The following is a 17,423-nucleotide window of genomic DNA, read 5'->3' as shown; positions in this document are numbered from 1 at the left end:
TCTGGTGCCGCCCGAGGAGGACGGACCGGCGCTGGTGCTGGGGGCCTGCGGCGGGGCCGACTGCTGGGGCGGGGCCTGACCGGAGCCCTGTGTCTGGCTGGGCTGCCCGGCACCGGCGCCCGCTGTCTCGCGGGCCGCGCCCGGTGTGGTCGCGGCGCCCGAGGGACTCGCGGAAGTGGCGCCCTGGGTGGGCGAGTTGGCCGCCGAGGGGCTCTCCTTCTGGCGGCGCTGGCCGGGCTCCTCCGGAAGGGGGGAGCCGGGCAGTTCGTTGCGCGGGGCCTCGCCGGGGCCGGGGACGACCACGCGGTCGGCGTCACGGACGGCGCCGCCGAGCAACGAGCCGATGAGCAGGGTGAGTCCGACGACGATGGTCGTGACGAGCGCGCCCCGGCGCAGGACGCGGCTGCGCAGCTCCCAGATGTCGGCGCGCGGTCCGAGTGTGCGCCAGGCCTCGCCTGCGAGGCGGCCGTCGATGGAGTAGACGGGCGCGCCCGCGATGATCAGCGGGGACCAGGCGGCGAGGTAGATGATGTCCGGCGCGTCGTAGGCGGGGACGGACTTCCAGCTGACGGTGAGGAGCAGCGCCGCCGACAGCAGCGCGCCGACGACCGCGGCGACCCGCTGCCACAGGCCGAGCACGGTGAGGACGCCGACGATGACCTGGAAGAAGGCGATGAGGAGTCCGGCGCCGACGGGGTGTTCGAGGGCGAACTGGCGCAGTGGCTCGGCGAGTTCCCAGGGGTGCAGGGAGTTGAGCCACTTGACCATGGAGCCGCGCTTGCCGCCGTCGAAGTAGACGGGGTCGCAGAGCTTGCCCATGCCGGCGTAGATGGAGATGAAGCCGAGGAAGACACGCAGCGGGAGCAGGACGACGCCGAGGTTCATCCGGCGGCCGGGGTAGTACCCGTGGCGCACGGGGGCGGCGCCGTGCCGCTTGAGCGCGCTGTCGTCCTCGTCCCGGTACTCGTCGGCGTCGTAGGAGTCGTCGTCCTCGAACTCGCCCTCCGCGTAGGGGCGTTCGTCGAGCTCGTCGTACGCGCTGCCCGCGCTGCGCATCTGCGGCAGGAGGCGGGTCTCGGGGCCGCGGACGGTCGGTGTCTCGACGGTGGCGTCGACGTCGAACCCGGGGGGTCCGCCCTCGCCGACGCGCGGGATGACCTGGGTCGCGCCGCCGTCGCCCGCGGGCGCCTCGGCGCCGTGCCGCAGACTCGTGCTCCGCACCGCCTGCAACAGCCGGGTGGCGCCGGTGTCGTCGGGGGCGGACTTCCCGCTCCAGACGACGGGCGCGCGGCGGCGGGTGCCTGAGGTGGTTCCGACGACGGGGATGCGCGCGGTGTCCTCGCCCGAGCTCAAGTGCCGCGCGGGGCGCGGGGACTGGGCCCGCGGGGCGGCGTTCAGCTGCACGCGGAAGCTCGCATGATTGACGATGACCTGCGCCGGATCGCTCGGCACCTTCACCATGCTCAGCGCGGGAGCGTCGTCGAATCCCAACGAGCGGTCCCCCGTGGGTGTGCGGGGTGTTCTGGTGTCCACACTCATCTAACCGAGTGACGTGTGTTTAGGACACTGCTTTGACCGGCCCGATCTGTCCGGACCCCGTCAAGATCAAACAGCGGCGCCCGGCACCGCGTTCAAGGACGCGGAACCGGGCCCCGTAAGGGGTGCGGGGCTGTGACACATGCGGCTCCGCCGCGGGGCGCGACCAGCCCCCACGCACCCGCGGATCACCACGACCCGGCGGCAGCCAAACCGGTACTAGGCCCGCTTCCGCGAGGCCTCGTACAGGACAACTCCCGCAGCCACACCCGCGTTCAACGACTCCGTGCCACCCGGCATGGGGATCCGCACCCTGAAGTCACAGGTCTCACCCACGAGTCGGGAGAGCCCCTTGCCCTCGCTGCCGACGACGATGACGACGGGACCGCCGAGGGCCTCCAGGTCACCGACCTCGGCCTCCCCGTCCGCGGCGAGCCCGACCACGATGAGGCCGGCCTTCTTGTACGCCTCCAGCGCCCGGGTCAGATTGGACGCGCGGGCGACGGGCGTACGGGCGGCGGCGCCCGCGGACGTCTTCCACGCACCGGCGGTCATCCCGGCCGCACGGCGCTCGGGCACGACCACACCGTGACCGCCGAACGCGGAGACGGACCGGACGACGGCACCGAGGTTGCGCGGGTCGGTCACACCGTCGAGCGCGACGATCAGCGGGTCCACACCCTCGTCGTACGCGGCGGCCGCGAGGTCCTCCGGGTGCGCGTACTCGTACGGCGGGACCTGGAGGACGAGCCCCTGGTGGTTGAGGCCGTTGGTCATACGGTCCAGCTCGGGGCGCGGGGCCTCCATGAGGTGGATGCCGCCGCGGTCCGCGGCGAGCTGGAGCGCCTCGCGCACCCGCTCGTCGTTGTCGATGAACTGCTGGACGTAGAGCATCGACGCCGGGACGCCCTCGCGCAGCGCCTCGACGACGGAGTTGCGCCCGACGACCATCTCGGACGTGCCCTTGCCGCCCCGGCCGCCGCGCGGCGACGGGCGGCGCACGGTCTGCTTCGCGTTGGCCTTGGCGGTGGCGTTGGCGATGCGGTTCTTCTTGTGACCCTTGCGCGCTTCGGCGGGCGGGGTCGGACCCTTGCCTTCCAGGCCCCGGCGTCGCTGGCCGCCACTGCCGACCTGCGCGCCCTTCTTGCCGGACATGCGGCGGTTGTTAGCGGCCATGACCTACCTGTCTGTGTGAAGACGTACGTGCGTACGTCCGTGGTGTACGTGTCTGTGAAATGTCGTGCGTCTACGAGTGTGCCGCCCGGACACCCGAGCGGCACAATCGATCAAGGAAACGGTCAGCGCGGGCCGAGTGTCCAGCGCGGTCCCTGCGGGCCGTCCTCGATCACGAGCCCGGACTGGTTGAGCTGGTCACGGATGGCGTCGGCGGTGGCCCAGTCCTTGCGGGTACGGGCGGACTCGCGCTGCTGCAGCACCAGCCGTACGAGCGTGTCGACGACTCCGTGCAGATCCTCGCCGCGGTCGCTCTCGCCCGCCCAGTGCGGGTCGAGCGGGTCGAGTCCGAGGACGCCGAGCATGGCGCGGACCTCGGCCAGCCGTGCGACCGCGGCCTCCTTGTCGTCGGCGGCCAGCGCGCTGTTGCCCTGGCGGACCGTGGTGTGCACGACGGCGAGGGCCTGCGGGACGCCCAGGTCGTCGTCCATCGCCTCGGCGAAGGCCGGCGGGACCTCGGCCGCGGGCTCGACGGCCCCGGCCTTCTCCACCACCCGCTGCACGAAGCCCTCGATCCGCGCGAACGCGGACTCGGCCTCCCGCAGTGCTTCCTCGCTGTACTCGATGGTGGAGCGGTAGTGCGGGGTGCCGAGGTAGTAGCGCAGCACGATGGGCCGCCACGCCTTGAGCATCTCGCTGACGAGTACGGAGTTGCCGAGCGACTTGGACATCTTGTCGCCGCTCATGGTGACCCACGAGTTGTGCACCCAGTAGTGCGCGAACTCGTCGCCGAAGCCCCTGGCCTGGGCGATCTCGTTCTCGTGGTGCGGGAAGATCAGGTCGATGCCACCGCCGTGGATGTCGAAGGCGGGGCCCAGGTACTTGTGGGCCATGGCGCTGCACTCCAGGTGCCAGCCGGGCCGGCCCCGGCCCCACGGCGTCTCCCAGCTCGGCTCGCCGGGCTTGACGGCCTTCCACATCGCGAAGTCCCGCGGGTCCCTCTTCCCGGTCTCGCCCTCCCCGGCGGGCTGGCGCAGCTCGTCCAGGTCCTGGTTCGACAGCGACAGATAACCGGGCAGGGAGCGCACGTCGAAGTACACGTTCCCCTCGGCCTCGTACGCGTGCCCGCGCTCGATGAGCGTGCGCATCATCTCGACCATCTCGGTGATGTGGCCGGTCGCGCGCGGCTCGTACGTCGGCGGGAGGCAGCCCAGGGCCGTGTAGCCGTCGTTGAACGCCCGCTCGTTCTCGTAACCGATCGACCACCACGGCCTGTTCTGCTCGGCGGCCTTCCAGATGATCTTGTCGTCGATGTCGGTGACATTCCGGATGAACGTCACGTCGTAGCCGCGGTGCTCGAACCAGCGGCGCATGATGTCGAAGTTGAGGCCGGACCTGATGTGCCCGATGTGCGGGGCCGCCTGCACGGTGGCGCCACAGAGGTAGATCGAGACACAACCCGGCGTGATCGGGGTGAAGTCACGGATCTGCCGGGCGCTGGTGTCGTACAGGCGAATAGTCACCCCTCCAGGGTAGTGGGCGACGACCAGTGCCCCGAGACCCTTCCGACACATGGCTCACGATTCGTGACATCCGCTCCGCGGGCGCCCCGCCCAGTCTTTTTCTCGCCCCCGCCGCCCCTACCCGTCCCGTCCCTGAGGGCTGCGCCCCCAGACCCCCGCATCGGCCTGAACGGCCCCGCTCCTCAAACGCCGGACGGGCTGAAAACCAGCCCCTCCGGCGTTTGAGGAGCGGGGGTTCGGGGGCGGAGCCCCCGAGCAAGTCACCCCACCCGAGCCACCAACGCCGTGGCCACAGCCATCAACCCCTCGTCCCGCCCGGGGAACCCGAGCCCGTCCGTGGTCGCGCCGGACACCGAGACCGGCGCCCCCACAGCATCGGAAAGAATCTTCTGCGCCTCGTCACGGCGCTTGCCGATCTTGGGGCGAGGACCGACGACCTGCACGGCCACGTTGCCGATGGTGAACCCCCCGGCACGAACGATCCGCGCCGCCTCCGTCAACAGCACAACCCCCGAAGCCCCGGCCCACTCGGCCCGCCCCGTACCGAAGTGCTGCCCGAGATCCCCCATCCCGGCCGCGGAGAAGAGCGCGTTGCAGGCGGCATGCGCGACGACATCCGCGTCGGAGTGCCCGGCCAGCCCCGGCCCCTCCCCCTCCCACTTCAACCCCGCGCACCACAGCTCACGCCCTTCCTCGAAGGCGTGAATGTCGGTGCCGATACCGACGAGCGGCAGCACGGGCCCCTCAAATCCCTCGGAACGCCCGGACCCCTCAGAAGCCATCGTTCAACCTCCGCCGTGCCAGAACGGCCTCCGCCAGCACCAGATCCAGGGGACGCGTCACCTTGAACGCCTCCTCGTGCCCGGGCACGACAACCACCCGAAGCCCGAGCTGCTCGACCATGCTCGCGTCGTCGGTGACGTTCTCGGTGACGGTCTCGTGCGCACGCACGAGCGTGTCGCGGTCGAACCCCTGCGGAGTCTGCACGGCCCGCAGCAGCGCCCGCTCCGGCGTGGCGACGACAGGCTCGGGCTCCCCGGCCACCCCCGCGGGCTCGACCTGTTTGACGGTGTCCGCGAGCGGCAGCGCGGGCACGACGGCGGGAGCCCCGTCCCGTACGGCCTCGATCACGGCGTCGACCGTGTCGACGGGCACCAGCGGACGCGCGGCGTCGTGCACGAGCACGATGTCGATCCCGGGCGGCAGCGCGTCGAGCCCTATCCGTACGGACTCCTGCCGGCTGTCTCCGCCGGGCACGACGAGGAAGTCGGTCCGCTCGGGCAGGGCGTGCGCGTCGAGAAGTGTCTTCACCTCGGCGGCTCCGTCGGGCGGAGCCACGACGACGACGAGGGAGACGGCACGGGACGCGGCCATGGCGCGTACCGCGTGGATGAGCATGGGGGTGCCATTCAGCGCGCGTAGCGCTTTGGGAGCGCCCGGACCAAGGCGTACGCCCCGGCCGGCGGCCGGAATCACGGCCGCCGTACGGGCCTCGGACGGCGAAGGGCGCGAATCGTCAGACATCGGTTCCTGTCAGGTTTGTGTGCTCGGCCGACGTGGGTATGGCCTGGGCGTGGTACCCCCGACCGAAGGTTGGGGGAGTGCCGGGCGCGACGCCTTGACCGGACCCTTCCGTGACATTCGGTCGAGCCGCTGCCCGGGCCCGGCACGCCAAGTATCGGGGCCGTGAATGTTCGCCGAGAAATGATCGGCATGAATGTTCGGGGGCACCGAGAGCAAGGTATCCGGGTACGAACATGCCGCAGCGCCCGGCGACAATGGATACGTCATCGGGCACCGCGGCATTTCATTGCGCCGAACCGCTCGTTTCGCCTCTGGTCAGAAAGCGATCAGAGCGCAGACGGGCGTCAGGACGCGAGGACCTCGTCGAGCAGTGCCTCGGCCTTGTCCTCGTTCGTGTTCTCCGCGAGGGCGAGCTCGCTCACCAGGATCTGGCGGGCCTTGGCGAGCATGCGCTTCTCGCCGGCGGAGAGTCCACGCTCGCGCTCACGACGCCACAGGTCACGGACCACTTCCGCAACCTTGATGACATCGCCGGAGGCGAGCTTCTCGAGATTTGCCTTGTAACGACGCGACCAGTTCGTGGGCTCCTCGGCATACGGCGCGCGCAGTACCTCGAAGACCCGGTCCAGCCCGTCCTGACCGACCACATCACGCACGCCGACGAACTCCGCATTGTCCGCTGGCACACGCACCGTCAGGTCGCCCTGGGCGACCTTCAGCACCAAGTAGGTCTTGTCCACGCCTTTGATCTGGCGAGTTTCGATGGCCTCGATCAGCGCGGCCCCGTGATGGGGATAGACCACGGTGTCGCCAACCTTGAACGTCATGTGACAGGTACCCCTTCCGTGGCTATCCAGAGTAACACGGAAACCGCGCGTTCTGAATGGCGTTTTCGCAGGTCAGGGCATATCTCGGGGCTTGACAATCGCGACATGAACGTGCTGCGGAGGGGTAGCGGAGGACGGTATTCGCAGGTCGGAGCGGCTCTCCACGCGAAGGGAAACGCGCACGTTACAACACCCCGAGACCCCGCTCACGTGCCTGAACGTCCAGATTTGTCGGGTTCCGAGGGCTCACGTTCCGCTACTCCGTTCGGTGAGCGGAGTCGCGTGCGAGAGGAATCCGGAATTGATCACGGCGGCCGAAGGCGCGTCGGAGATCAGCCGGAGAGTCGGCGCGAGTAGTCGGCCGAAGATCGATCGAAGATCCGTGGAAGATCCGTGGAAGATCGACGGAACACCGGCCGAAGATCGATTTCCGGGATCGCCATGCATTCCTTCCGCGATATCCGCAAGAGCCGGACGGGCGACTTACCGATGCTTCTTATGTGAATGGCGGACCAGTGCGCGCCCAATGCAACCGCCGAGTGCGTCGGGCGGCGAGAACAACAGAGGAGGACAGGGGCGGACGGGGGAAGGACAACGGGAGGCTCGACCCGGCCGGACAGCACCCACCGGCCGCTAGAGGCGGGTCGGGTGCGGTGGCGCGGGAACGGCTCGGTAACCTAAGGCCGCTGACAGACCCTTAGGGCGGCTTTATGCAGGAGCCGCTCTGCTTCGCCCACGTTCAAGGAGTTGCCGCCGCCGTGAGCAGCAGCCTTCGACGCGGCGGACTCGCCGCCGCCGCCATCGCGTTCTCGGTCGCCTCGCTCGCCGCGTGCGGAGCCGGCAACAAGGCCCAGACGCTGGAGATCAAGCCGGACAACGCCGCCACCAGCGTCGGTGACATCGAGATCCACAATGCCGTCGTCGTCACCCAGCCCGAACTGGAGTCGACCGGCCCCGCCGTCGTCTCCGCGACCCTCTTCAACGAGGGTCCCACCGCCCAGACGCTCGACTCCATCGCCGTGGAGGGCATCTCCAAGCCCGCCACGATCAAGCCCGCCAAGGGCTCGGGGGCACTGACCATCCCGGCCGGCGGTTCGGTGATCCTCGGCGGCAAGGGCAACGCCTCCGCCGTACTGGAGAGCAGCCGTGAGGCCTTCGACGACGGTGACGCGCAGCCGGTCACCTTCACCTTCAGCAAGACCGGTGACGTGACGCTGAGGGCGTTCGTCGTGCCCGCCGAGAGCTACTTCTCCAAGTGGGGCCCGACCGAGATCCCCACAACGCCGTCCGCGAAGCCCTCCGGCTCGGGCTCGGCGAGCGGGTCGCCCTCGGGCTCCCCGTCCGGGTCCGCGTCGGGCGCGACCGGCGAGGCGGGCTCCGAGCCCTCCGGCACCGCGGCCTCGTCGAGCGCGACGGCTTCGGAGTCGGCCGCAGGCCAGTGAGCATCATCGGAAACGTCTAGGGCGGGAACCTTGGTTGTCGGTTCCCGCCCTTGGCGGTCCTGAGCTTTACGGCTCGAACTTTTGGTGCACCCTCACGGGGATTCCTGCTTCACAGCATCGCGCCCGGATCGCTCCGGGTCTTACCAACGCTCCACAAGCGTTTAGCCTCTCCGTCCACCCGACGGCGAGGGTCACTTACCGTATCAGCGTGGCGACTCAGGGCTCAAATTTGTAGCCCAGCCCGCGGACCGTGACCAGGTAGCGAGGGGCACCCGGGTCCGGCTCGATCTTGGCGCGGAGGCGCTTGACGTGGACGTCGAGGGTCTTGGTGTCGCCCACGTAGTCGGCGCCCCAGACGCGGTCGATGAGCTGCATGCGGGTCAGGACGCGGCCCGCGTTGCGCAGCAGCATCTCCAGGAGGTCGAACTCCTTGAGGGGGAGGTCGACCTTGGAGCCGGAGACGGTGACCACGTGGCGGTCCACGTCCATACGGACCGGACCGGCCTCCAGGGCCGCCGGGGTGACCTCCTCGGGCTCGCCGCGGCGGCGCAGGACGGCCCGGATACGGGCCACCAGCTCGCGGGACGAGAAGGGCTTGGTGACATAGTCATCGGCTCCTATTTCGAGCCCCACGACCTTGTCGATCTCACTGTCCTTGGCGGTGACCATGATCACCGGGACGTTCGATCGGCTGCGCAGCTGGCGGCACACCTCCGTGCCGGGCAGTCCGGGCAGCATCAGGTCGAGGAGGACGAGGTCGGCGCCGTTGCGCTCGAACTCGTCGAGTCCGTCGGGCCCGGTGGTCGCGATGGCGACCTCGAAGCCCTCCTTGCGGAGCATGTAGGACAGAGCGTCGCTGAAGGACTCCTCGTCCTCGACGACGAGCACTCGGGTCACGGAAGGACCTCCGGGGCAGAAAACGGTTCGTACGGGGATGAGACGGTGGTCGTCCCGTCGGTCTGACCGGTCTCGTCGTCTTCGTCGAGTCCGGGTGTCTGGTCGTCGGTCGCGCGGTCGCGGGCCGCGCCCGCCTCCGGCAGCCTCAGGGTGAAGGTGGAGCCCTGACCCTCGGAGCTCCACACCGTGACCTCCCCGCTGTGCGAGGCTGCCACGTGCTTGACGATCGCGAGCCCCAGCCCCGTACCGCCGGTTGCGCGGGAGCGGGCCGGGTCGACGCGGTAGAAGCGCTCGAAGATGCGCTCCTTGTCCTTGTCGGAGATGCCGATGCCCTGGTCGGTCACGGCGATCTCGATGAGGTCTCCGCCGGGCGCGGTCACCCGGCGCGCGGCTATGCCCACCCGGGTGCGGGCGGGCGAGTAGTTGACGGCGTTCTCCACGAGGTTGCCCAGTGCGGCGGCCAGCTGACCCCGGTTGCCCCAGATACTCAGGTCGGCGGTACCACCGGCGGCCATGGTGATCTGCTTCGCGCCGGCCTGGTGGCGGCAGCGGTCGATCGCCTCGGCGACCAGCTCGTCGATGCGGACGGGCTCGGCGTCCTCCAGCGGGTCGTCGTTCTGGACCCGGGAGAGGTCGATGAGCTCCTGGACGAGGTTGGTGAGGCGCGTTGCCTCTATCTGCATCCGCCCGGCGAAGCGCTCGACGGCCTCCGGTTCCTCCGAGGCGCCCATGACCGCTTCGGAGAGCAGCGAGAGCGCGCCGACGGGGGTCTTGAGCTCATGGCTGACGTTGGCGACGAAGTCGCGTCGTACGGCCTCGATGCGGCGGGCCTCGGTGAGGTCCTCGACGAGGAGCAGTACGAGCCGGGAGCCGAGCGGCGCCACCCGGGCGGACACGGCGAGTGCCTCGCCGCGGCCGGTGCCCCGCCGGGGCAGGTCCAGCTCGACCTGCCGTATCTCCCCGTCCCTGCGGGTGTCCCGCGCCATCTGGAGCATCGGCTCGACGGCCAGTTTTCCGCCCCGGACAAGACCGAGGGCGTACGCTGCCGAGCTGGCCTTGACCACGGCGTCGGCCTCGTCGAGGACGACCGCGGAGGAGCGGAGCACGGACAGGACCGTGTCCACGCCCGGCGGAAGCACCGGGTCCGTGTGCAGGGAGGTGCGGGTGGGGCGTTTCTGTTCCCGCTCGCTCCAGCGGAACGCCAGCATGGCGATGACACCGGTGAGTACACCGGCGATCGCTGCCGCTGCGGCGACCGCCGCGTTCACGTCCATGGCTCCAGGTTAGGCACGCTGTACGCCCGGGTCACAGCCGTCCGAGGGTCGACTCGAACACTCGTCGCCCAGAGTTCACTCTGGGGACCATGCTGGTTCACTTCGTACGAGCGGGATGCAGGGACCTCCCACCAGGGAGAAGAGGCGCTGTCGCCCAGAGTTCACCTGGGGGCCAGTGATGGTTCATTTGACGGGGCGGAAACCGACGCGTTCAGGCCGGACCGTGGGAGCGTGGGGTTCGAGGGCCTGTCTCGAAAGTGGCGGCGTCCGCCCGAAGGGCCGGCAGACGACACTCTCGGCACAGGCCCTAGCCCCCTGAACCCCCGAATGCAGACGTAGAGAGGGACATCCTGATGCGGGACGCGTACCACGAGGAACTTGACTCGATCGGCGAGGGCCTGGTCGAGATGGCCCGTCTCGTCGGCTCGGCGATCGGTCGCGCGACGACGGCGATCCTCGACTCCGACCTGAAGCTGGCGGAGAGCGTGATCGCCGGCGACCAGAAGGTCGACGATCTCCAGCACGACCTGGAGGCACGGGCGATAGCCCTGCTGGCCCGACAGCAGCCCGTGGCCACCGACCTGCGGATCGTCGTCACCTCGCTGCGCATGTCCGCCGACCTGGAGCGCTCCGGCGACCTCGCCCAGCATGTGGCGAAGCTCGCACGGCTCCGCTTCCCGGAGCGCGCGATCCCGCACGACCTGCACGCCACGATCCTGGAGATGGGCCAGCTCGCGCAGCGCCTGATGGCGAAGGCCGCGGAGGTCATCATCACCAAGGACGTCGACCTCGCGCTGCAGCTGGAGCAGGACGACGACGCGATGGACCTGCTCCACCGCACGCTCTTCCAGCACCTGCTGGACGACCGCTGGAAGCACGGCATCGAGACGGCCGTGGACGTCACGCTCCTCGGCCGTTACTACGAGCGGTTCGCCGACCACGCGGTGTCCGTGGCCAACCGCGTGGTGTACCTGGTGACGGGCGAGCACGCGGACGAGCTTCAGTCGGCGCCGCAGGTGGAAGGGGCGTAGGCCCCCGGCGGTGGGGCGGCGCCTACGGGGGCGGGGCTGATGAGGTGCATGGGCGGGTGCGGGTGATCCCGCGCCGGCCGCGCCCGCGCGGCGGAGCCGCACATTGACAGAGCCCCGCCCCTGGGCGGTGCGCGCCGGGCGCATCGAAACGGTGCGGGGGCGCGCGAGCCTCTGTGCGCCGTTGATGCGCCCGACCGGGTGGGCATGCAATGGGCGTAGGCACAAGCCTTCGAGGAGGGACCCATGGCCGAATCCCCCACCACGCCCGACCCGACCCAGGACCGCGAGACCGAGCAGCCCGCCGAGATCAAGAGCCTGCCGCTCTTCGGCGCCTGCGGCTGCGGCTCGGGCTGCGGATGCGGGTGCCAGTCCGGCAATCCGTGCCAGTGCGGCTGACCGTGCCGGTGCGCTGACGCGCCGGCACCGCTGACGACGTATGACGTATGACGTATGACTGCGAACGGGCCCCACTTCAGGTGCGGGGCCCTTTCGTACGTACGGCCTCCATCACGGTGGAGCGCCGGTCCGCGTGTCGGTTCGGTGCGGTCCGCATTCGTGTCCGAATCCCTATTGAGCCATGGCCCGATGTGACAGGGTGGCGCGACAGCCATCGCGTTGGACGCGCGCGGGTCACGGGTGGGGTGGCGGGCATGGCGGAGCTCGGCAAGGGCGCGAACACGCAGGTGGGGAGCGGACGTATCACCGCCGAACTGCATGTGGTGGGTGACCCGGTCGACCTGAGCGCCCTGCTCGTCGCCGCGGACGGCAGGGTCAGGTCCGACGACGACATGGTCTTCTACAACCAGCCCTCCGCCGAATCGGGCGCGGTCCGCCATGTCGCCGCCGACGGCACCGGCCCCGAACGCGTCGAGGTGAACCCGTCCGCGCTGCCCGCCGACGTGGACCGAGTGGTGCTGGTCGCAAGCTGCGACCCGGACGATGCGAATCGCACCTTCAGCGAGGTCAAGGAGGTCATGGTCCGCGCGATGCAGGACGGCGCCGATCCGGTCCTCTTCCGCCCGCCTCCGCTGACGGACGGCGAACGCGCTGTGCTCCTGCTGGAGCTGTACCGACGGGGACCGTCGTGGAAGCTGCGCGCCATCGGGCAGGGGTACGCCGAGGGGCTGGCGGGTCTGGCCACGGACTTCGGGGTACGGGTGGAAGAACCGGAGGGGCCGGAGGAGTCGGAGGCGCCCGGACGGCTCGACGTGGACGGGACCGGATCCCCGTACGACACGGACGCCCCGGCGGGTGTCTCCGCACCCGCACCCGCACCCGCACCCGCACCCGCACCAACGATGAACCTGGTGAAACCGCCGCTCGGCGCCATCAGTCTCGACAAGGGCAGTCAGGTCTCGATCGGCCTGGACAAGAAGGACCGCGAGCTCGTGGTCACAGCGTCCCTGGAGTGGGACGGCGGAAGCGAGCAGCGCCGGAGGAAGGGCGCGGACCTCGATCTGTACGCGCTGTTCGTACCGGCGTCGAAGGCCCTGCGCGGGGGCGCGAAGACACCGGGCACGCTGGTGAAGGCGGGTCACGCCCCGCAGGGCGAGCCGCTGCGACCGGGAGGCACGACCGACCGTGCTCGGGGCACGGGCGGCGCAGGGGGCCAGGCCAAGAAGGGGGCGGCGATCCAGCACATCGAGGCCTACAGCGCCCGTATGACGGAACGCCGCCCGGTCCTGCACCCGGACGGCACCATCGAGATGAACGGCGGCCCGGTGGAGTTCAAGAGGCGCTGACAGCGTGCTCGCCGGCCCGGATGAGGACTGTGCCGGACGCCGTCAAGGGCTTACGCGTCCCGACCGGCACTTCATGACGGCGCTCGGGGGCACAGGGAAAGCACGACAGCGGGGCTTGTGGCGGATTGCTACCTCCGTGCGCTGCCTGTCCGCACTGCCGCCGGGTTGGCCGAACGGGCAGCCTGGGACGTGTGCCGCTGGGTGCCGTGTCAATCGGACGGCCAGAGCGGCTGGCAGCACCGAAGCGGGGAAACACATGGTCACACGCAGGGTTGGGGGTCGGAATCGAAGCGCCGTGTCGGTGGAGCATGTCGTGGCGGCCGCGCGCGTCGCAGGCGTACTCGTCACGGCGTTCCGTATCCACGTCTCGCTACGACGGCTCGAAGCCCTCGCTCGGGAGAAGCAGCGACGGGACACGCTGACCGAGTACCGACGGGACCACCACCGGCTGATCGGGCGGGCCACCGAGGATCCGTCGCTCCTTCCGGTGCTCGACGCGTACGAGGGAGATCTGCGTCCGGACACCCAGCGTCGGCATCTGTTCGCGAACGACCTCTACCAGCATGCCTATCAGGGGTACCAGCTCGGCGTGCTCAGCCTGGCCGACCTGCACGGTCACCTCCGCTACATCTTCCAGAGCCGCGCCATGCGCGAGTACTGGGAGGCGACCCGGCATCACAGGGCGAGCCTGGTGGCGGACTCGGAGGAAGCCGAACTCGGCAGGATGGTCGACGCTCTCGTGGCGGCCCTGGACGACGCCGAGGCGGACGGGGAGGACTGGTGGGTGGTCGGAGACACACCTGAGAACTGACAAGTTGAGCCGTCAGAGTCGAAACAACTTGTGCCATCGGAGATGCATATATGCACCCTTCCGGGTGAAGTCTGCGCGCCGGATATCGGTACGTCACAACTGCCTTGCCACAGAGGTAACTTGGGCGCCGACCATCACTTCGATCATGGCAAGGACCGAACCATTTTGAAGATCGTTCGCCGCGTCGGGGCATCCCCGGTCGAGAGAGGAAGCGTTGGAGGCCAGGCGTGCCCCGACATCTTCGAACTCTCCGACGGCAGCTTCGCCGTCATCGGAACCGACAAGACCGACCTGCTCGACGGCCGCCTTCCCGCCGATGCCTCACGAGGTGGGCACGAGAGGATCGTGGTGATCACCCGCGACACTCTGCTGCGCGCCAAGGCAGACATCCCCGACGTCTGAGGGGCCCTCTCCGTAGGTCCCGAGCCCTCCGGAGGCCGAGCCGGCCGCGTCACCCGCCCTTCGCAGTCCGGCGGGTGACGTGCCACGCCTCGCCTTGCACGCCGGGTGCCCCCTGGGCACTCCGGGCGACAACGTGTTCCATACAGGTCCTCGTGAGGACACCATGGAGCCATGCGCCGAAGGACACCGGATACCAACACCTGGCTGGACTCCCCCGACCCCGTACTCGCCCTGGCTCAGGGCGACCTGGCCTTCTACGAGAAAACGCGGGACTCGGCCCGTCGTTGGTATCGCTTGAGCGAACTGGGCGCACTTGCCACGTCGTCGTCCACGGTGGTGGCGGCGGGACTCGGCGCCCCGGCATGGCTGACCGCTCTCATCGCCGGCGGGGCCCTGTTCTTCACCGGTTTTCGCCAGGTGTTCGCACACGGCCCCCGCTATGTACTGGCAGCGCAGTCACGTGAGGTCCTCCGGTCCTCCGGCGAGCCATCAACCGGTATCAACTGCTGCCTGAATCCAACCGTGACGAAGGGGCCCGGCAGGAACTGCTCGCAGCGGTCGAGCGGGTCGGCGACGAGGAGCTCCGCCAGTGGGTCGAGCAACGGCACCAGACTTCCGTGGGCCGCAGCGAGCCATCGAGCAGCCCCGCTCCCACCACCTGATCACCCGCAGAACCGGCCCTCCCGCTCCGCGAGGCCGCGACCATCAACTCCCCTTCCCCCAGGGGGAGATGCCCCTTGTGTGGAGCCAGTCGATGGCATGAGCTGCCCCGAGACGAACGCATCGCAATGGCCGGAGACGCCCTGCGTCCGGCCCTTCGGTGTGGCTAGCCTCGAAACATGAGCCTGTCGCTCGCACTGAACCTCGTGGCCGTTTTGGTGGCCGTGATCGCCTTGACCACTTCGGTGGCTGTTTCGCGGCGCCAGCTGCGACTGGCACAGAACTCCAACGTCCTGCCCATCGTCATCCAGCTCTTCAGGGAAACCAGAGAACCTGAATTCTCCAAGGCGATCGAGTACATATCCACACGCCTTGCGGCCGATCACCCACCCGACCAGGGATACAGGGCACTCCCGTCCGAGGTGAAGCGCGACATCCGCCGCATCAGCCTCTTCTACGACGACGTCGGCAAGCTCGTTACCCACGGCGTGGTCGAGGAACGGCTGATCATCGGTTCCTACGGCTTGAACATCGTGAACATGTGGGACGTCCTGGCTCCGTACATCTACAAGGAGCGCACCCTCACGACCAAGGCAATGCTCTATTTCGAGGACCTTGCCGCACGGGCCAAGGCAAGGCCGATGGAATCGGTCCACGCCCAGCTCCGGCTGGGGCAGTGCCCGCCGTAACCAAGATCGACGAAGTCGCACCGCGGCTTCGGAATGCCGACCCAATGACGTCGTGCCACGCTGAGATCGGGGATCGAGCCGGTCCGGGTGATCGGAGCTGGACCGGATGGCTCTGCGACCCGAGGAGGCCGGTATGGCCAGTTATGCCACCCAGCCCAAATCGGCCGGCGCGGCCGGCCCCCACCCCTGGCATGGGCCCACCTCCGGGACCACCGTCTTCGCGGCAGTGCTGATGATGTTCGGTGGCGCGATGGCGATCTTCGAGGGAATCGCGGCCCTCGCCGAGGACGACCTGTTCGTCTCGACGCGTAACTACGTGTTCGAGTTCAGCCTGACGGGCTGGGGCTGGGTCCACCTCATCCTGGGAATCGTCATCGTCTTCGCGGGTTGCGCCGTGCTCACCGGAGCACTCTGGGCGCGCTTCTTCGGTGTGTTCGTGGCAGGCCTGGGCGCACTCGCCAACTTCCTGTGGGTGCCGTACTACCCGCTCTGGGCCCTGACCCTGGTCGCCGTCAACATCTTCGTCGTCTGGGCCCTGTGCACGGGCATGCACCGAGAGGCCGGCGACGGCCGGGCCACCTGACACACACGTGCCCACCGGCCGGGACCTTCCCCATGCCAAAAGCCCCCGCCCCGCGGAGAAACCGCGGGGCGGGGGCTTTCAGGTGTGTGCCTACTTCTTCTTGCCCTGGGTCTGGCGGGCCCGTTTTTCGGTCCTGGTCAGAGGGGTGCACGCCCCAACTGACCTGCGGCTGAGCGGTTGGTGGTCGTCGTCGGTCGTCGTCGGTCATCGTCGGAGGTTCCAGAGAGGTCCCGCCTTGGGGGCCCGTCGTGGCCTCTGGCGCCAGGGGCACACCCCTCTAGCGCTAGAGGCTCCGCTAGCGGTCCACACCGTGCCTGACCATGGCGCTAGACGATAGAGGTCCATCTGCGGCACCCTCCGGCAAGGCTCCATTCGGCACGCCCCATGGCGTCTGTACTGCGAGCCCTACCGGCCGCCCGGCGGGTGCCGTCCGGGCCTCGCCGCGAGTCGGCACTGATAGCGACCAAAACCCCTGGTGACCAGTGTGTTAGCGGATAGCGGCCAACCAGTACAGCCTCCGGAATCCGCTCGATACGGCACTTCGAGGGTGCGCTCCGCGTCGCTATCGTCGGGAGCTCCCGCGCCCGGCGCATCGAGGGAAAGGCGAGAAGGAGCGGCCTACGGCCGCGCATCCCTTGGCAGCTCGCTGCGCTCGCGCGCGACGGCCGCCACCCGAGGCGAGCACCGTGCGCGGCTGCGGCACCCACGTGCACCCCTCGGAGCGGCCTTCCAAGGGGCAGACGGCAGACGTGGGCGCCGCAGCCGGGCCCCTCCCACTCTGCGTGGCTCCCCCGAGGCTCTTCAGTAGGAGGACCGCCGGGCGCACCGCGATCCTGCCCCGCCTGAAGAGCCGTTCCTGTCCATCCTGAGACTTAAGGGAAAACAGCGTCCGCAGCGTCCGCCGGACCCCCGACCCCCTCCTGACCCGCACTGTTCCTGTGGACGCTAAACAAAACGTTCAGCGTCCACCAGCGTCCAGACACGCACCGCCACCAAGAGCCGGTTTCCGCAGGTCAGACCGGCTCTTAGTAAGCGGGGGTTGCGGACGCTGCGGACACTGACCCCTGAGTCTGGCGACCGAAGAGGCCACCCACACCCGCGCGGGGGTGGCCTCTTCGCCTGTGGCTGGCTCTCGATATGGGGAGGCTGAAACACAGGCATGATCCATACGCGTGTGTTTCAGCCGCTTGTCCGGTGGTCTGGTGCACAAGTGTCAGCGGCCAGTTCGGAATCCCCACGTACGGCCAGTTGTGATGTCACTCTTGGTTACGGCCCGGGCTCGACGTCTGCCCCGACCGGTCACATGCGG

The 17,423-nt window shown here is 69.2% G+C and carries 15 protein-coding genes and 1 pseudogene; 8 read left to right on the top strand and 8 right to left on the bottom strand.

The features are described 5' to 3' along the window. The 6 genes from O3Q52_RS11580 to O3Q52_RS11555 all read right to left on the bottom strand — a co-directional run. Positions 1–1,539, bottom strand: a 1,539-nt coding sequence (locus O3Q52_RS11580) for a DoxX family protein (RefSeq protein WP_269648696.1), incomplete at its 3' end; no start/stop codon positions are given. Positions 1,540–1,755: 216 nt separating this feature from the next. Beyond that, the gene (gene rlmB, locus O3Q52_RS11575; protein WP_269648695.1) at positions 1,756–2,712 is read right to left on the bottom strand and encodes a 23S rRNA (guanosine(2251)-2'-O)-methyltransferase RlmB; all 957 of its coding nucleotides are present in this window, start codon (positions 2,710–2,712) and stop codon (positions 1,756–1,758) included. A gap of 122 nt (positions 2,713–2,834) precedes the next feature. Continuing rightward, positions 2,835–4,232: a cysteine--tRNA ligase gene (gene cysS, locus O3Q52_RS11570; RefSeq protein WP_269648694.1), complete on the bottom strand. Its 1,398-nt coding sequence runs from the start codon at positions 4,230–4,232 to the stop codon at positions 2,835–2,837. Positions 4,233–4,492: 260 nt separating this feature from the next. Further along, positions 4,493–5,014, bottom strand: a complete 522-nt coding sequence (gene ispF / locus O3Q52_RS11565; RefSeq protein WP_269648693.1) for a 2-C-methyl-D-erythritol 2,4-cyclodiphosphate synthase — start codon at positions 5,012–5,014, stop codon at positions 4,493–4,495. Continuing rightward, complete coding sequence (gene ispD, locus O3Q52_RS11560) at positions 5,004–5,756, bottom strand: 2-C-methyl-D-erythritol 4-phosphate cytidylyltransferase (protein WP_266758854.1); 753 nt, start codon at positions 5,754–5,756, stop codon at positions 5,004–5,006. Before ispD ends, ispF begins: the two co-directional genes overlap by 11 nt. Before the next feature lie 344 nt (positions 5,757–6,100). Beyond that, a complete protein-coding gene (locus tag O3Q52_RS11555) occupies positions 6,101–6,583 on the bottom strand; it encodes a CarD family transcriptional regulator (RefSeq protein ID WP_003953493.1) in 483 nt (160 codons plus the stop codon). A 758-nt stretch (positions 6,584–7,341) separates the two neighbouring features. Between O3Q52_RS11555 and O3Q52_RS11550 the strand changes: the two genes are divergently transcribed. Next, entirely contained in the window at positions 7,342–8,025 is a 684-nt protein-coding gene (locus tag O3Q52_RS11550) for a DUF461 domain-containing protein (RefSeq protein ID WP_269648692.1), read from the top strand. A 216-nt stretch (positions 8,026–8,241) separates the two neighbouring features. Here the strand turns inward: O3Q52_RS11550 and O3Q52_RS11545 are convergent, their stop codons facing one another. Together O3Q52_RS11545 and O3Q52_RS11540 are read right to left on the bottom strand one after the other, a co-directional pair. Then, the gene (locus O3Q52_RS11545; RefSeq protein WP_033322296.1) at positions 8,242–8,922 is read right to left on the bottom strand and encodes a response regulator transcription factor; all 681 of its coding nucleotides are present in this window, start codon (positions 8,920–8,922) and stop codon (positions 8,242–8,244) included. After that, the gene (locus O3Q52_RS11540) at positions 8,919–10,196 is read right to left on the bottom strand and encodes a cell wall metabolism sensor histidine kinase WalK (RefSeq protein ID WP_055617832.1); all 1,278 of its coding nucleotides are present in this window, start codon (positions 10,194–10,196) and stop codon (positions 8,919–8,921) included. Before O3Q52_RS11540 ends, O3Q52_RS11545 begins: the two co-directional genes overlap by 4 nt. 353 nt (positions 10,197–10,549) lie before the next feature. Here O3Q52_RS11540 and phoU point away from each other — a divergent pair. From phoU to O3Q52_RS11505, 7 genes and pseudogenes are all read left to right on the top strand, one after another. Then, a pseudogene (phoU, locus tag O3Q52_RS11535) lies at positions 10,550–11,173 on the top strand (phosphate signaling complex protein PhoU); the annotation flags it as partial. Between the two features lie 297 nt (positions 11,174–11,470). Next, the gene (locus tag O3Q52_RS11530; RefSeq protein ID WP_165450230.1) at positions 11,471–11,623 is read left to right on the top strand and encodes a hypothetical protein; all 153 of its coding nucleotides are present in this window, start codon (positions 11,471–11,473) and stop codon (positions 11,621–11,623) included. Positions 11,624–11,877: 254 nt separating this feature from the next. Next, the gene (locus O3Q52_RS11525) at positions 11,878–12,969 is read left to right on the top strand and encodes a TerD family protein (RefSeq protein ID WP_269648691.1); all 1,092 of its coding nucleotides are present in this window, start codon (positions 11,878–11,880) and stop codon (positions 12,967–12,969) included. A gap of 313 nt (positions 12,970–13,282) precedes the next feature. Beyond that, on the top strand, positions 13,283–13,780 hold the full coding sequence (locus O3Q52_RS11520) for a DUF6082 family protein (protein WP_269648690.1): 498 nt from the start codon (positions 13,283–13,285) through the stop codon (positions 13,778–13,780). Between the two features lie 165 nt (positions 13,781–13,945). Then, positions 13,946–14,182 carry a hypothetical protein gene (locus tag O3Q52_RS11515; protein ID WP_269648698.1) on the top strand — a complete coding sequence of 79 codons (237 nt, stop codon included), beginning with the start codon at positions 13,946–13,948 and terminating at the stop codon, positions 14,180–14,182. 839 nt (positions 14,183–15,021) lie between these two features. Continuing rightward, entirely contained in the window at positions 15,022–15,531 is a 510-nt protein-coding gene (locus tag O3Q52_RS11510; protein WP_269648689.1) for a hypothetical protein, read from the top strand. Between the two features lie 232 nt (positions 15,532–15,763). Continuing rightward, the gene (locus O3Q52_RS11505; protein ID WP_269648697.1) at positions 15,764–16,114 is read left to right on the top strand and encodes a hypothetical protein; all 351 of its coding nucleotides are present in this window, start codon (positions 15,764–15,766) and stop codon (positions 16,112–16,114) included. Positions 16,115–17,423: the final 1,309 nt, after the last annotated feature.

The sequence above is a fragment of the Streptomyces sp. ActVer genome (assembly GCF_027270795.1).
Taxonomy (GTDB): domain Bacteria; phylum Actinomycetota; class Actinomycetes; order Streptomycetales; family Streptomycetaceae; genus Streptomyces; species Streptomyces umbrinus_A.
This window is presented reverse-complemented; position numbering and strand designations above follow the sequence as displayed.

What these genes read in the sequence shown, in the direction of transcription:
- ispD (WP_266758854.1), bottom strand. Translation starts at nt 5,756, where the DNA reads ATGTCTGACGATTCGCGCCCTTCGCCGTCCGAGGCCCGTACGGCGGCC.
- O3Q52_RS11530 (WP_165450230.1), top strand. Translation starts at nt 11,471, where the DNA reads ATGGCCGAATCCCCCACCACGCCCGACCCGACCCAGGACCGCGAGACC.
- ispF (WP_269648693.1), bottom strand. Translation starts at nt 5,014, where the DNA reads ATGGCTTCTGAGGGGTCCGGGCGTTCCGAGGGATTTGAGGGGCCCGTG.
- O3Q52_RS11540 (WP_055617832.1), bottom strand. Translation starts at nt 10,196, where the DNA reads ATGGACGTGAACGCGGCGGTCGCCGCAGCGGCAGCGATCGCCGGTGTA.
- O3Q52_RS11525 (WP_269648691.1), top strand. Translation starts at nt 11,878, where the DNA reads ATGGCGGAGCTCGGCAAGGGCGCGAACACGCAGGTGGGGAGCGGACGT.
- rlmB (WP_269648695.1), bottom strand. Translation starts at nt 2,712, where the DNA reads ATGGCCGCTAACAACCGCCGCATGTCCGGCAAGAAGGGCGCGCAGGTC.
- O3Q52_RS11555 (WP_003953493.1), bottom strand. Translation starts at nt 6,583, where the DNA reads ATGACGTTCAAGGTTGGCGACACCGTGGTCTATCCCCATCACGGGGCC.
- O3Q52_RS11510 (WP_269648689.1), top strand. Translation starts at nt 15,022, where the DNA reads ATGAGCCTGTCGCTCGCACTGAACCTCGTGGCCGTTTTGGTGGCCGTG.
- O3Q52_RS11505 (WP_269648697.1), top strand. Translation starts at nt 15,764, where the DNA reads ATGATGTTCGGTGGCGCGATGGCGATCTTCGAGGGAATCGCGGCCCTC.